The following is a 15,237-nucleotide window of genomic DNA, read 5'->3' as shown; positions in this document are numbered from 1 at the left end:
TTTGTTTATACTGTTTTGATGGTTTTTATCTTAAATATAAAATAATAATACTTAAAGATATATAGGAATATGATAAATACTTTTACAAAAATATTGTCTACAAAAATAAGAGGGAAGAGTAGCATGATAGAAGCAAAAGCTAATGTACATATTTTAGTTTTTAGGAGCATTGATCGCTCTGTAACAAAGCTATCAAGATGTTTTTCATAAAGTTTGGTATGTGTAAACCAGTTATGAAATCTTGTTGATCCTTTTGCGAAACAAACAGAAGTAAGCAAGAGGAATGGGGTAGTAGGTAAAATAGGTAATATAACACCAATTACACCGAGAATTAAAGAAATAAATCCTACAGTAATATAAAAAATTTTAGACATAGATATGATTATCCTTTCTATAATTGCATTAATTTATCGAGATTTTGAATTTTGAAAGAATCCTTGTAGTAGTCAATAATCTCTTCTTTTTTTAGTTCTGATAAAACCTTTGAAAGGGCAGGGCGTGTCACACTTAAATAACTAGCCATTTCACAACGACTTAATGAAGTAGTAAAGAGTAATTGCCCTGTCTGTTCATATTGGTTGAGTAAGAAAGCAGCAACACGCCTTTTAAGAGAGGGAATACGTGTGTATTCTATCTGTTCAGTTGAAATTAAATGACGATTAGCAATAAGCGATAGTAAATTGATAAGAAACTTATTTATGTAAGGGCTATAAGGGTGCCCAAGTAAAAGTAAATCCTTCACTTTAATAAACAACAATGTTGTATTTTCTAAGGCAATGACATCGTAGGGAAGACTATCATGGCCTGCGCAGACAAGGTCTTCGCCAAAACTCTCATATATTTTTAAAATATGAGAAAATGTTGCATTGTGGCATAGGCAAGTACGGCTGCACATTACTTTACCTTTTAATACTATGCCGATCTTATTGAAATCTTGATTTTGGGTACAAATATATGAACCTTGCTCATAGTGTTTGATAGTTGTAGAAAGTTCTAGAAGCAAAGCGTTAATTTCTTTAGGAGTCATATTTTTGAATAAAGAAATCTTTTTTAAGGTATTTATATATGATGCAAACAGTTTAAATGCCTCCTTGATATTGAGATTTAATCTCAAAAATATAGATTACTGTAATAGGATATATTAAAAAAAGGAAAAAGTAAAGGATAAATGAAAATTGTTATCAATTATGTATCTATGAATACCAACTCTGTCTGAGTGGATTGACATCACAAAAAATTAGATGCTATAGTTTGTGAAGTTCAGATTACAGAAAATTAACAAATAAGGAGTTGGAATAATAATGGCAAAATCATTGAGATATAAATTAGCGAATATGGCATTGTGCTGTACAGTAATAACAGGGACAATAAGTCAAAGTGTAACAGTACTTGCGAACGAAAATAAAATACAACATGAGACACTTTATACAGACAATGATCAAATCAGTACAACAACAGGTTCAGCACTTGAGGTTGCACAAAAGACCACAAGTGCAGCATTAGATATACAACCAGTAGCACAAGACCCATGGGAAAGCATTGTCTCTAGTGTAACTCATAAGGCGAGTATCAATATCTTACATGAAACACAAAATAAAAGTTCCATGTCAGCTTCATATTTTGAGAAAAGTAATATACCAGCAAGAATTGAAAATGGTAAAGTACACCTTACTTTAAAAGTTTATAAAGACAGTACATTTTTTAGCAACGTTATTAAGGGGCTCAATCTATGTAATGAAAATGGATGTCAGGCATTGGAACTAGACTATTTAGAGGATAACAAGATAAGATACATAACAACAGAAGTTATACTTGAAGATATTGAAGAGGATACATATATACAGTGTAAGTTAGAAATACCATTTATGGGTTCTATGCAGCCTAAATTAAGAATTCAGCTAACAGAGGAGAGCAAAAAATATTTTAAAGAATTATTAGATCAAGAAAGAATTGACCCTTTAAAAATGACAGTTACACATGTTGATGAAACCATATATAAAGCTGAAGATGGCAGAATTGCTATTCAAGTAGTAGGTGGAAGTGGAAAATATGAGTACACAATAGATGGAGGAGAAAATTGGAACGAAGAGTCTACATTTGAAAATCTTGAGCCAGGTATTTATAAAGTAGGTGCTAAAGATAGAACAAATTTAGATGCTGAAGTTATTTATCAAGATATTACAATTCAAGCGCGAGAAAACTTGGTAGACCCATGGGTAGATATTGTGTCTAGTGCAACACATACAGCAAGTATCAATGTTTTACATGAAACAAAAGATGAAAATTCAATGGCAGCAGACTTCTTTGAAAAAGGTGTGGTACCAGCAAAGATTAGAAATGGTAAAGTCTATCTCACTTTAAAAATAGATAAAGATGGGCTAGGATTTAAAAATGTTGTTAAAGGGTTCAATATTCTTAGAGATGGTGTATACGAACCACTTGAAGTCAATTACTTAGATAACGATGAGATAAGATATATTACAACAGAAGTAATGCTTGAAGATATTCAAGAAGATACATATATGCAGTGTAAATTAGAATTACCATTTGCTTCTATGCAACCAGCATTAAGAATTCAACTTTCAGCAGAAAGTATTGAATACTTTAAACCATTATTAGGTTTGACAAAGCCAGAAGGCTTAGAAGTGACAGTTACGCCTACTAATGAAACAGCTTATAAAGCTAATGATGGGAAAATTATTATCGAAGCAGCAGGTGGAAGTGGAAATTACGAGTACACAATAGATGGTGGAACAACATGGAGTACAGAGTCTACATTTGAAAACCTAGCACCTGGTAATTATAAAGTAGGTGTTAAAGATATAGATAAGACAGATCTGGAGACTGTTTATCAAGAAGTGACAATAGAGGCAAAAGGCAATTTAGTGTTACCAAAAGGTACTTATACTGTTGATATTGATGTATTACATGAAACTGCAAATAAACCTTCAATGGCAGCAGCATTTTTTGATCAAGAAGCAATAGAGATGGTTGTAGAAGAAAAGCAAGTGATACTGGCACTAAACATCAAAAAAGATGGAATGGGACAGACTGATGCTATTAAAGTGATAGAACAAAAAGTAGGCGAAGAATTTGTAAATGTTCCACTAGAACACTTAGACGATGAAAGTATTAGATATGTAATAGGAAAAATTAATTTAGAAAATGTAGAAGAAGCGGCTTATGTAAAATGTCACTATATGACCCCAATGGGACAAATGGCCCATGTGTTACGTATTCGTTTAACAGATGAAACCATACAAAAGCTTAAAGCAGAAATAGGGGAAGTAACTCAAAGTTTAAAAATGAATTATACTGCGACTCATGAAACTGCTTTTGGAGCAGAAGATGGAACGATTACGCTTCAAGTTCAAGGGGGAAGTGGAGCATATGAATACACAATAGATGGTGGAGCAAATTGGCAAGCTGAGCCTACATTTGAAGGACTTAAGCCAGGGACTTACTCAGTAGGGGCAAGAGATCAAGCAAATAATAATGTAAAATCCTCATTGGAAGAAGTTGTGATTCAAGAAAAGTCACAAGGTGTAATAGAAGGCTTAGTAGATGGAGACTATTCTGTAGATATTGAAGTTCTTCATGAAACCAATAACGAGACATCTATGGCAGCACAATTCTTTACTCAAACGAATTTACCGTTAGCTATAGTAAATGGCAAACCTTATTTAACCATTCAAGTGAAAAAAGATGGAATGGGCATGAAAGATGTCATAACATCTTTAGAACAAAAAGTAGGTGGAAACTATCAAAGTCTTCACTTATCACATCTTGATGATGCACAAAAACGTTATATTACAACAGAAGTAGAGTTTGAATTTATTGATGATATTGTGTATCTCAGATGTGGTATTGCACCAATGCTACCAATGAAACCAGTTTTACGTCTTCGTCTTGTAGAAAGTAGTATTAAACCAGGGGCAGGACAAATTGATACAAGTCTTGTAGCCAATGAAAAAACAGCTATACAAAGTGTGGTAGCAGAAAATGGAAAAGTGACCATAACACTTACTGCGGAAGATAAAAGTTTAACAGCAAATGACTTTATTGGACGTGTATACCTAGATGGTAGTAAAGAAGGAACCCTTTTAACATTGAAAGACTTCAAAATGGAAGGAACACAAGTAAGTTTTACTTATGATGAAATAGAAGCAAAAGATAAAGAACAAAAAGTTCAAATAGGTATTACATTTAATCAAGAAGAAATAAGTTCAAATGTTTTTGTTATTTCAGGACTTAAGGTAGAGGTCAAACTTGGATTTGAGATTAAAGAGGATGCGCAAAACATTCGTTACATAAAAGGGTATGAAGATCATACATTTAGACCGAATGAAAAAGTGACAAAAGCAGAAACGATTGCTATGTTAGCTAAATTTATTGATGCACCAGAAAAAGATTATCAAACAGCATCTATAGATGTTCTACATAAGGATAAAAATGAAGCATCTATGGCAAAACAATTCTTTAAAACAGATGATATTATGATTGAAAAAGTAGGCCAATCTTATGAAGTTCATTTAGAAATTGAGAATGAAGGACTTGGATTTACTAACATTATTACAGGTGTTTGGCAACAAGTAGGAAAAAGCTATGAGCCATTAGTAGTAGAAAAATCAGCAGATCTTAAGAAAGCTTATGTTGTAATAAAAACAGATAGCTTAAAAGATCCAATCACTTTAAAAACAGGCATTGCACCTATGGGAGATATGGCTCCAGAACTTAGAATTGTAATTGATCAAAAGACACTTAGAGACAGTGAATATAGAAGTCAGTATGAAGATATTGATATGTGGGCAAAAGAGGAGATTACCTTATTTGAACAACTTGGTTTAATCGGTGAAGAAAAGGCTACTTTATTTAATCCAAATGCGGCTATTACAAGAGGAGAATTTGTTAAGATTATTGCACAAATTACAAGATTAAATGTAGAAGAAGTAGAGGCATTACCTTTTAAAGACATTGAAGATTCTATTTACAAAAACTACATTATTGCAGCAACTGAGGCTGGTTATATCAACGGATATGACGATGGAGAATTTAAACCAGAAAAAAACTTAACAAGAGCACAAGTCGTAAAAGTTATCAATAAAGTTATGGGGCATGATCAAGTAGAGTTAGAAGAAAAAGAAAATACCTTTAAGGATCTTAGTGAAAGTCATTGGGCTTATGAGGATATTCTAAAAGCTATAGAGTAATAGAAAGAGTAGGTACACATAAATGAAATACCGATGGAATCAAGTAAAACAACTTCTGATGGTACTCCTTATGGTAGTAGTTGTAGGAGGTGGTGGATTAGGTGGGCAAGTTTACGCCTCTAGCAAGTTAGAAAATGGAACATATACGATCAAAAATCAAATTTATCATGAGAGTCAAATAGGCCAAGGTATGGCTAGGTCATATACTGAAGAGGAATCAGAACTCAAAATGAGTTCTGATGGCCTTTTTGTAACGGTTGGATTTAATAATACTCAGTTTATGGGAGATTTTAAAGTTACAATTAATTCTAAATCTGTTAGTTATGAATTAGTTTCAAATGACTCAGCAACAAATATCAAAAAGATACAATTCCCTATTCCTTCTGTAGATACAAAAGTAACAATAGGTTTATATGTTATTCCTATGAGTACAGAGGTATCTTATGAATTAACTTTTGATAAAGGAAGTTTAAAGCTTATTGAAAAAGAAGTAGTAAAGGAAGCAGAACAACCTATGCAATCAGAAGTAAGTCAAACAGAGGGAAATAAAACACAGGTAACTAAGCCAGAATCGACTCAAACAGAATCTACAAAAGTGGAAGGAACAAAATCAGAAACATCAAAACCAGAACCAGTTAAGCAAGCTGAATCTACTAATAAAGCTGCTGAACCAGAGAAAATGGAAAAACCAGTTGTTCCAGTAAAGCAAATAAATGAAGCCTCTCAGGTAGAGGATGAATCAAAAGTAGATAAATTAAAAGAGGACGAATTAAAAGAAGATAAATTAGAAGAACATGAGCCAAAAGAGAGTGAAATAGAAGCAGATAAAGATAAAGGTAAACTAGAAGAAATAGTAGCAGAGACGTTGAATGAAGAGGATGCCTTAGCGACAAGTGAGATAGAAGAGACAAAGGAAACGGAGTCACAATCTGTAGAGGTAGAGCAAACAAATAAACATATGACAATTCTTGTTATAGTTATTGTGGTATTAGCCGCAGGAGTAAGTTCCATCTATTTCTTCAAAAGAAAATAATATAGGAGAAAGTAGAAAGTGAAAAAATTAAAATACATAGGTAAATTGGTAGCTGTAGCACTGATAGGTGTTCTAGGAGTAAGTGGATGCAGTAAGCAAGAAGTGATTGTAAATGAAGTACCAAAAGAAGAACAAAAAATAGAACATGAAAATCGTATTATTGCACTTTCTGTATCTCTTGTAGATATTCTAGGTGAATTAGGGATAGGAATGGTTGGTGTACCAAAGACGCAATATAACTTACATGAAAATGCTAAAGGGGTAGAAGAAGTAGGGTTACCTATGTCACCAGACTTAGAACGTATTGCCATGTTAAAACCTACACATGTACTTGGTGTTACAACGTTAAAATCCACCATAGAGCCAAAACTTCAGCAAATCGGTGTAGAAGGGACCTTCTTAAATCTAGATAATATAGATACCCTTGAACAATCTATAGAAGAAATAGGTAAGCTTTTTGAAAAAGAAGAAGAAGCTACCAAGCTGATTGAAGATTTTAGAACAGAAATTAATGCTACGATCGCAAGTGTAGCAGGAAAAGAATCACCTAAAGTACTTGTATTATTTGGATTCCCAGGAAATTACTTAGCAGCAACAGGCACATCTTTTGTAGGGCAAATGGTTGAAATGTTAGGTGGGATTAATGTTGTTCCAGATGCTAGTATGGCATTTGCTAATGTGAATTTAGAAGCATTATTAACATCAGAACCAGATATCATCTTACGCATGACACATGGAATGAAAGAAGAAGTATTAGAGATGTTTGCAAAAGAATTTAATGAGAATCCATTATGGAAGCAATTTAAAGCCGTACAAGAAGGCGCAGTTTATGATTTGGATGATAGCCTTTTTAATGTAAGTGCTAGTTTAGAAACAGCAGATGCACTAAAGGTATTAGCGAAAATTTTGTATGAATAGAGACAACAAGAATGAATAAGAAGTATATTAAAACAAAGTTTATTGTAACAATAATGGGAGCATTAGTACTAGCACTTCTATGTATGCGTGTCGGTTCCATTGACCTTAGCTTAAAGGAAATTGTAGTAGGGCTTATACATGGTGGCAGTAGTGAAATAGAGATTATTAAGGCTGTAAGATTACCACGTATATTTATTGCTCTCTTTACAGGTGGCATGTTGTCTGTAGCAGGTGTACTGTTACAAGCCGTTATGCGTAATCCTTTGGCAGATCCAGGAATTATAGGGATATCAGCAGGGGCTACCTGCATGAATACATTGATGTTAGCAATAGCCCCAGGGTTGGTTGTATCATCACCCATTGCAGGTCTTCTAGGTGGTGTATTAGCATGTGCATTGGTGTATGCTTTTGCATGGGAAAATGGTTTTAAACCCCAAAGAATTATTCTAGCAGGGATCGCTATCAATGCCCTCTTTGGAGCACTTGGAGAAGTGATTTCCTATATGACCTCTTCAAGTATAGGAGGGAGTTTGATCAGTCAGGCACAAAGCCTAGGTAAGGGATGGGACTCTGTTAGATTTATTGTTTTATATGGAACGATAGGTTTAGCCCTAAGCTTTATTTTATATAAGAAGTGTAATACATTGGCACTAGGAGAACGTAATGCAAGAAGCTTAGGGATGCAAGTAAATAAAGATAGGATTTTTATATGTCTTGTTGCAGTATTACTGGCTATTATTCCAACAGTAGAAGTAGGTGTCATTAGCTTCGTTGGGTTGGTTGTACCTCATTTAAGTCGCATTATTATAGGACATAACCATAAACAGCTGATTCCATTTTCAGCATTACTTGGAGGAACGTTGCTATTAGGTGCAGATTTATTAGGTCGCGTACTCATTTATCCTTTTGAGATCCCTATTAGTATTATGATGTCACTGATAGGTGCACCATTCTTTTTATATATGCTAAGAAGGAGGGCATCTTAATATGAAGGCTAAAAACATTCACTTTACATACAGCCAAACACATAGTCTATTTAATGGATTAAATGTAGAAATTCCAAGAGGCAAAATAACAACGATTATAGGACCTAACGGGTGTGGGAAATCTACTCTATTAGGTTTATTAACTAAAGCTTATGCACCTCAAAAAGGTGAGGTTTATCTCGGTGATAGATGTGTCCAACATATTAAACAAAAGGAATTTGCACAGCATGTATCTGTTTTACATCAGCATAATGAAGAGAAGGTTCATATGACTGTTAGAGAACTGGTGTCACAAGGACGTATGCCGTATCAAAACCTTTGGAAAGAAAAAGATGAAAAAGCAGAAGAGGTTATACAGTGGGCACTAGAATGTACGCAGTTAATCGATATACAAGATAAAGAGGTAGATGCCTTATCCGGTGGTCAAAGACAACGTGTATGGCTGGCTATGGCACTTTGCCAACAACCTGATGTACTCTTTTTAGACGAGCCAACTTCCTATTTAGATATGTACTATCAGATTCAATTGTTGGAGCTGGTGCAAATGTTGAATACCCGTTATCAAATGACAATTGTCATGGTACTTCATGATTTAAACCAAGCCATTAACTTTAGTGATCATATTATTGTTATGCATCAAGGTAAGGTTGTACAAATAGGAGAGCCAAAGCAGGTTATTAATGAAAAGCTTATAGAAGAAGTTTATCAGATTCAAGGTAAGTTACATGAGGCAGGAGATAAGATTTATTTACTTCCTTATTAAGAGTTTATAAATAAAAATAGAGGAGTGATAGAACTAGTGGGGTAGTTCCGTCACTCCTTTATTTTTGAAATTGTTAATTAAGTTAAGTGATATACAAAAAAAGTAAAACAAAAAATACAAAAAGTAAAATGATTAGACTGCTAAATTATTACTATTAAAGACTGAATAATAAATCGCCATAAGTTGGGTATGGCCAGTAGGTGCGTCCTACTAAGGTTTCGATTTCATCAGCTACAGCACGTAATTCTTGCATAGCTGGGAAAACAGAATCTTTGTAGTAGTTAGCTTTTTCTTGCTCATTAGCAAAAGTTGATGAAATTAAGCATTCATCTAAAGCATTGAGCTTTTTGTAAAGGCATCCAGATAAAGAAGAAAGTTCATTGATAAGTCCCTCTTCTAAGTCACATGAACATGTTGTAGATAGAAGTGCACGTTTGTGTAGTGCAGCTTGAGTAAGATGATCAACATAGCTTACTACAGCAGGAATAATATCTTTCTTAACCATCTCTATCATAGTAAGTGATTCGATATGAAGCACTTTAGAATAGCCTTCTAATAAGATTTCGTAACGAGAGTAAATTTCTGACTCTGTGAAAATCTTATGTTTTGTAAAGAGCTCAATGTTTTTAGGAGCAATGAAATAAGGAAGTGCATCTGGAGTAGACTTAAGGTTGAGTAAACCACGATGCTCAGCTTCTTTAACCCATGCATCCGCATAGTTGTTACCATTGAAGATAATACGTTTGTGTTCTTGAAGTGTTGATTTGATGATAGATTGAATAGTAGCTTGGAAGTTATCGCAACTTTCAAGTTGGTCAGCAAAACAAGATAACGCTTCGGCAACAATTGTATTAAGAATAACGTTAGGGCCAGAGATAGAAAGCGCTGAACCAAGCATACGGAATTCAAACTTGTTACCAGTAAAAGCAAATGGTGAAGTACGGTTACGGTCAGTGGTATCCTTCTTGAAACGAGGTAGAACGTCTACACCAATTTCCATATAAGCAGCAGCTTTTTTGTCATAGCTACTATCTTTTTCAATGGATTCTAAAATAGCAGTAAGCTCTTCACCTAAGAACATAGAAACGATAGCAGGAGGTGCTTCATTTGCACCAAGTCTATGATCGTTACCAGCACTTGCTACGGAAAGGCGAAGAAGGTCTTGGTACTCATCTACAGCTTTAACAACAGCTGCTAAGAAGAGAAGGAACTGGGCATTTTCTTCAGGTGATTTGCCAGGTTCAAGAAGATTGATACCCGTATCTGTACTTAAAGACCAGTTGTTGTGTTTACCACTACCGTTTACACCTGCAAATGGTTTTTCATGAAGAAGGCAAACAAGACCATGACGTTTTGCAACTTTTTGCATGATTTCCATTGTAAGCTGATTGTGATCGGTAGAGATATTAGAAGTTGTGAAGATAGGAGCAAGTTCATGTTGACCAGGTGCAACTTCATTATGCTCAGTTTTTGCTAAAATACCTAATTTCCAAAGCTCTTCATCTAGTTCTTCCATAAATGCAGCAACTTTTGGTTTGATCGTACCAAAGTAGTGATCATCTAATTCTTGACCTTTTGGAGGCTTAGCACCAAATAGAGTACGTCCACAGAAAATAAGATCTTTACGTTTTGCAAAAAGGTCTTTATCAACGAGGAAGTATTCTTGTTCTGGACCTACTGTAGTAAGCACTTTTTCTACATCTTCATGACCAAAAAGTTTAAGAATACGAATGGCTTCTTTATTAAGTGCTGACATAGAACGAAGAAGAGGTGTTTTTTTATCAAGCGCTTCTCCGCCATATGAGCAAAAAGCAGTAGGAATACATAGTGTATTATCTTTGATAAAGGCAAATGAAGTAGGATCCCAAGCTGTATAACCACGTGCTTCGAAAGTAGCTCTTAAACCACCTGATGGGAAACTTGAGGCATCGGGCTCACCTTTAATCAGTTCTTTACCAGAGAACTCCATGATAATAGAACCATCTGAAGTAGGTGAAATAAAACTATCATGTTTTTCAGCAGTGATACCTGTCATAGGTTGGAACCAGTGTGTAAAGTGTGTAGCACCTTTTTCGATAGCCCAATCTTTCATAGCGTTAGCGACAATATTGGCAATAGATAAATCTAAGCTAATACCTTGATTGATACAATTTTTTAAAGCTTTATAGGTAGACTTTGGAAGTCGCTCACGCATTACATGGTCATTGAATACCATACTTCCAAAAAGTTCTGTTACATTTTTCATAAATAAATCCTCCCTTATAAAATTAAGTTAAGTACACAGTTGTGTGAAATATGTGAGGTATATAGTAATCATCTTGTCAAAGTGTTTATTGATTAAAGCAATACAATATCGTTCGCATTACAGAAAACTTTTGTAGCATCATCCCAAATAGAAGATTGAACTTCTCCAATATGCGCTTTACCTAAAAGAAGCATACAAAGGCGAGATTGGCCAATACCACCACCCATAGTAAGTGGTAATTCATTGTTAAGAAGCATTTGATGGAAGAGGAATTTACGACGGTCATCACAACCAGCTTTGATAAGTTGGCTATCTAAGCTTTCAGCATCTACACGGATTCCCATAGAAGAAACTTCAAATGCCATTTCTAATACATCATTCCAGAATACGATATCTCCATTTAATTTCCAATCATCATAATCAGGGGCTCTACCATCATGTTTTTCACCAGAGGCTAAGAGGTCACCAACTTGCATAACAAAAGTAGTAGGGTGCTCTTTAACAAAAGCATTTTCTCTTTCTTTAGGAGTGAGGTTAGGATATAAATCTTCTAATTCTTGTGTTGTAACGAAAGTAATATCTCTACTAAGTGTTGTTGTAATACTTGGATAAGATGTTTTGAGAGCGTCTAAAGTATCACACATTGCACCTACAATAGCAGTAACTGTTTCTTTTAAGTAAGCTTCGTTACGCGTAGCAGCAGTAATGATTTTTTCCCAATCCCATTGATCGACATAGATGGAATGTAAATTTGACATTTCTTCATCACGTCTAATAGCATTCATATCTGTATAGAGACCTTCTCCAGCACTAAAACCATATTGATGAAGTGCATAGCGTTTCCATTTTGCAAGAGAATGTACCACTTGAGCAGTTGTGCCTGTTTCAGCAATATCAAATGCAACCGGACGTTCAACACCATTTAAGTCATCATTAATACCAGTGTTTGGATCAACAAATAAAGGTGCAGAGACACGTTTTAAATTTAAAGCCTTAGTTAAACGATCTTCAAAAGTTCTTTTGATGAACCCAATAGCCGTTTGGGTTTCATAAAGTGATAATTGTGGACTATAACCTTTTGGAACAAAAATTTTACTCATAGACATACCCCTTTCGATTTGGAAAATAAAAAAAGGCGCTGTAGGTCAATAAATAACCTACAGCGCCTTTGCTGATGTTAATAACAGTATATGACCGAACCAAATCAAAAGTCAACTATAATTTTTGGAAAAATGCAATTTAATTTTTAAAAATATCTTTAGATAAGTATAAGTAGGGATTTAAACTTGTTCTTGAAATGAAAATGCAAGTTGTACAACTTATAAAATCATTTTAAAGGAAAATTATCTTGACAATTTTAGGTCAATAAAATACAATTTAGATATGAACAAAGGCGTTCATCAAATGAAAAAACCACAGGGGTTTTTGACTTTGATGAGCGCCTTTTTTGCATTTTATCGAAGGAGGGATTGGAAATGAAAAAAGAGGGTGAAATTAGAATACCTTCAGGTTGTGCCATATCTGGTATTTTTTCTAAAAGCGGGAAGTTAATGAGTGGAGAAGCTATTATAAAATCAATAGAAACTATGCATGATCGTTCTAATGGTTTAGGAGGAGGGTTTGCAGGATATGGAATTTACCCTGAATACAAGGACCTCTATGCTTTCCATTTGTTCTATGAAGATCAAAATGCAAGGGTAGAGTGCGAAAGATTTTTGGAAAGACATTTTGACCTTGTGAACTTATCAAAAATTCCGATTCACAAAACACCTAAAATTACAAATGAGCCTCTTATGTGGAGATATTTTGTGAATCCATTACCAACAAAACTTAAAGATAGTCAGCTTGATGAACAAGAATTTGTAGTACGCTGTGTAATTAAAATTAACACAGAAATAGAAGGAGCGTACGTATTTTCAAGTGGTAAGAATATGGGCGTATTTAAGGCAGTAGGATTCCCAGAAGATGTGGGAAGATTCTTCAGATTAGAAGAATACGAAGGGTATTCTTGGACTGCACATGGTAGATATCCAACCAATACACCAGGTTGGTGGGGAGGAGCCCATCCATTTGCAATGCTTGATTTATCAGTAGTGCATAACGGTGAAATCTCATCTTATGATGCGAATAGACGCTTTATAGAGATGTTTGGCTATAAGTGTAATCTCTTAACAGATACTGAAGTTATTACCTATATTATTGACTTCTTAAGTCGTAAGCAAGGTCTTAAGCTTGAAGAGGTTGCAGAGGTTATTGCAGCACCATTTTGGAGCACAATAGATAGCCAAAGTTCTACAGAAAAAGAAAGACTTACATACTTAAGAAATGTATTTTCAAGTTTATTAATTACAGGTCCATTTTCACTTTTAGTAGGATTTGAAGGCGGCTTAATGGCTATTAATGACAGGCTTAAACTTCGCTCTATGGTTATTGGTGAAAAGGATGATAAAGTTTATTTTGCCAGTGAAGAATGTGCAATCCGCGTTATAGAGCCAGAATTAGACAAAGTATGGACACCAAAAGGTGGAGAGCCAGTTATTGTAACACTAGAAGGGAGTGAAGCTTAATGGCTATTAATTATATATATCCTGAATATGAAGTCGTAAGAAATGAGAAACGTTGTATCGGTTGTAAAGTTTGCGTAAGACAATGTGCAAATGGTGTACACAGCTATGATGAAGAAAATCAATGTCTTATGGCCGATGATGCAAAGTGTGTGAACTGTCATCGTTGCGTATGTCTTTGCCCAACTAAAGCACTTAAAATCGTTAAAACAGATCATACCTTTAAACATAATGCCCATTGGACTGGAGAAACAATTAATGAGGTTTATCGTCAGGCAGATACAGGCGGCGTACTTCTTTCTTCTATGGGAAATCCAAAGCCTTATCCAATTTACTGGGATAAAATGCTTATCAATGCTTCACAGGTTACTAACCCTTCCATTGACCCATTAAGAGAGCCAATGGAGACAAAAGTATTTTTAGGTAAAAAGCCAACAACTATTGAAAGAGATGAAAACGGTGAGATTAAAAATAACTTGCCACCTCAAATAGAACTTTCAGTGCCTATTATGTTTTCAGCTATGTCATATGGTTCAATTAGCTACAATGCTCACGAAAGTCTTGCACGTGCAGCAACAGAACTTGGAATACTTTATAACACTGGTGAAGGTGGGTTACATGAAGATTTCTATCAATACGGACCTAATACCATTGTACAGGTAGCATCAGGACGTTTTGGCGTACACAAAGATTACTTAGAAGCAGGCGCTGCAATAGAAATCAAAATGGGTCAAGGTGCAAAACCAGGTATCGGTGGTCACTTGCCAGGGGCTAAAATCGTGGGGGATATTTCTAAAACACGTATGATCCCAGAAGGATCAGATGCCATATCACCAGCACCACATCATGATATCTACTCAATAGAAGATTTAAGACAGTTAGTGTATTCCTTAAAAGAAGCTTCAAACTATACAAAGCCAGTTATAGTTAAGATTGCAGCTGTACACAATGTAGCAGCTATTGCAAGTGGTGTCGCACGAAGTGGTGCAGATATTATTGCAATTGATGGATTTAAAGGTGGTACAGGAGCAGCACCTACTCGTATTCGTGACAACGTAGGTATTCCTATTGAACTTGCTTTAGCAAGTGTAGATGCAAGACTTAGAGAAGAAGGCATTCGTAATGAAGTATCTATCGTAGTTGGTGGAAGCATTAGAAATAGTGCAGATATCGTTAAGGCAATAGCTTTAGGAGCAGATGCTGTTTATATTGCAACAAGTGCACTTTTAGCACTGGGGTGCCACTTATGTAGAAGTTGCCATGGCGGTAAATGTAACTGGGGTATTGCAACACAAGTACCAGAATTAGTTAAACGACTTAATCCAGAAATCGGATATAAACGTTTAGTCAACTTAGTTTCAGCATGGGAACATGAAATTAAAGAAATGATGGGCGGTATGGGAATTAACTCTATTGAAGCGCTAAAAGGTAACCGCTTAATGCTACGTGGAATTGGCTTAACAGAGAAAGAATTAGAGATCTTAGGCATTCAACATGCAGGAGAATAGGGGGAGAACG

The 15,237-nt window shown here is 35.0% G+C and carries 11 protein-coding genes; 7 read left to right on the top strand and 4 right to left on the bottom strand.

Annotated features, from left to right (window positions below; genetic code table 11):
* Positions 1-5 precede the first annotated feature (5 nt).
* Positions 6-374 carry a YbaN family protein gene (locus BN2390_RS20800; protein WP_154668866.1) on the bottom strand — a complete coding sequence of 123 codons (369 nt, stop codon included), beginning with the start codon at positions 372-374 and terminating at the stop codon, positions 6-8.
* Between the two features lie 17 nt (positions 375-391).
* Positions 392-1,027, bottom strand: a complete 636-nt coding sequence (locus tag BN2390_RS20795; protein ID WP_053986197.1) for a Crp/Fnr family transcriptional regulator — start codon at positions 1,025-1,027, stop codon at positions 392-394.
* Between the two features lie 274 nt (positions 1,028-1,301).
* On the opposite strand from BN2390_RS20795, the gene BN2390_RS20790 reads away from it, so the two are divergent.
* Genes BN2390_RS20790 through BN2390_RS20770 form a run of 5 tightly spaced genes read left to right on the top strand, consistent with a single transcriptional unit; the run spans position 1,302 to position 8,910 of the window.
* Complete coding sequence (locus tag BN2390_RS20790) at positions 1,302-5,210, top strand: NEAT domain-containing protein (RefSeq protein ID WP_053986196.1); 3,909 nt, start codon at positions 1,302-1,304, stop codon at positions 5,208-5,210.
* Between the two features lie 22 nt (positions 5,211-5,232).
* Entirely contained in the window at positions 5,233-6,243 is a 1,011-nt protein-coding gene (locus tag BN2390_RS20785; RefSeq protein WP_053986195.1) for an NEAT domain-containing protein, read from the top strand.
* Positions 6,244-6,261: 18 nt separating this feature from the next.
* Positions 6,262-7,161: a heme ABC transporter substrate-binding protein IsdE gene (gene isdE / locus BN2390_RS20780; protein WP_053986194.1), complete on the top strand. Its 900-nt coding sequence runs from the start codon at positions 6,262-6,264 to the stop codon at positions 7,159-7,161.
* A gap of 11 nt (positions 7,162-7,172) precedes the next feature.
* Positions 7,173-8,147 carry a FecCD family ABC transporter permease gene (locus BN2390_RS20775; RefSeq protein ID WP_053986193.1) on the top strand — a complete coding sequence of 325 codons (975 nt, stop codon included), beginning with the start codon at positions 7,173-7,175 and terminating at the stop codon, positions 8,145-8,147.
* A gap of 1 nt (position 8,148) precedes the next feature.
* Entirely contained in the window at positions 8,149-8,910 is a 762-nt protein-coding gene (locus tag BN2390_RS20770) for an ABC transporter ATP-binding protein (RefSeq protein WP_053986192.1), read from the top strand.
* A gap of 154 nt (positions 8,911-9,064) precedes the next feature.
* On the opposite strand, the gene BN2390_RS20765 is transcribed toward BN2390_RS20770, so the two are convergent.
* Both BN2390_RS20765 and asnA read right to left on the bottom strand, forming a co-directional pair.
* Positions 9,065-11,155: a glutamine synthetase III family protein gene (locus BN2390_RS20765; RefSeq protein ID WP_053986191.1), complete on the bottom strand. Its 2,091-nt coding sequence runs from the start codon at positions 11,153-11,155 to the stop codon at positions 9,065-9,067.
* 92 nt (positions 11,156-11,247) lie between these two features.
* Positions 11,248-12,255 carry an aspartate--ammonia ligase gene (gene asnA / locus BN2390_RS20760; protein ID WP_053986190.1) on the bottom strand — a complete coding sequence of 336 codons (1,008 nt, stop codon included), beginning with the start codon at positions 12,253-12,255 and terminating at the stop codon, positions 11,248-11,250.
* Positions 12,256-12,630: 375 nt separating this feature from the next.
* On the opposite strand from asnA, the gene BN2390_RS20755 reads away from it, so the two are divergent.
* Positions 12,631-13,722 (top strand): class II glutamine amidotransferase, encoded by a 1,092-nt coding sequence (locus tag BN2390_RS20755; protein WP_053986189.1) that lies wholly within the window; start codon positions 12,631-12,633, stop codon positions 13,720-13,722.
* Positions 13,722-15,227 (top strand): glutamate synthase-related protein, encoded by a 1,506-nt coding sequence (locus BN2390_RS20750; protein WP_053986188.1) that lies wholly within the window; start codon positions 13,722-13,724, stop codon positions 15,225-15,227. The genes BN2390_RS20755 and BN2390_RS20750 overlap by 1 nt, the downstream gene beginning before the upstream one ends.
* The last annotated feature ends 10 nt before the right edge of the window (positions 15,228-15,237 follow it).

Origin of the sequence: Niameybacter massiliensis (assembly GCF_001282685.1) — a bacterium.
Taxonomy (GTDB): Bacteria; Bacillota; Clostridia; order Lachnospirales; family Cellulosilyticaceae; genus Holtiella; species Holtiella tumoricola.
Note: the sequence above shows the minus strand (reverse complement) of the source record. Positions and strands in the feature narration are given on the sequence as shown.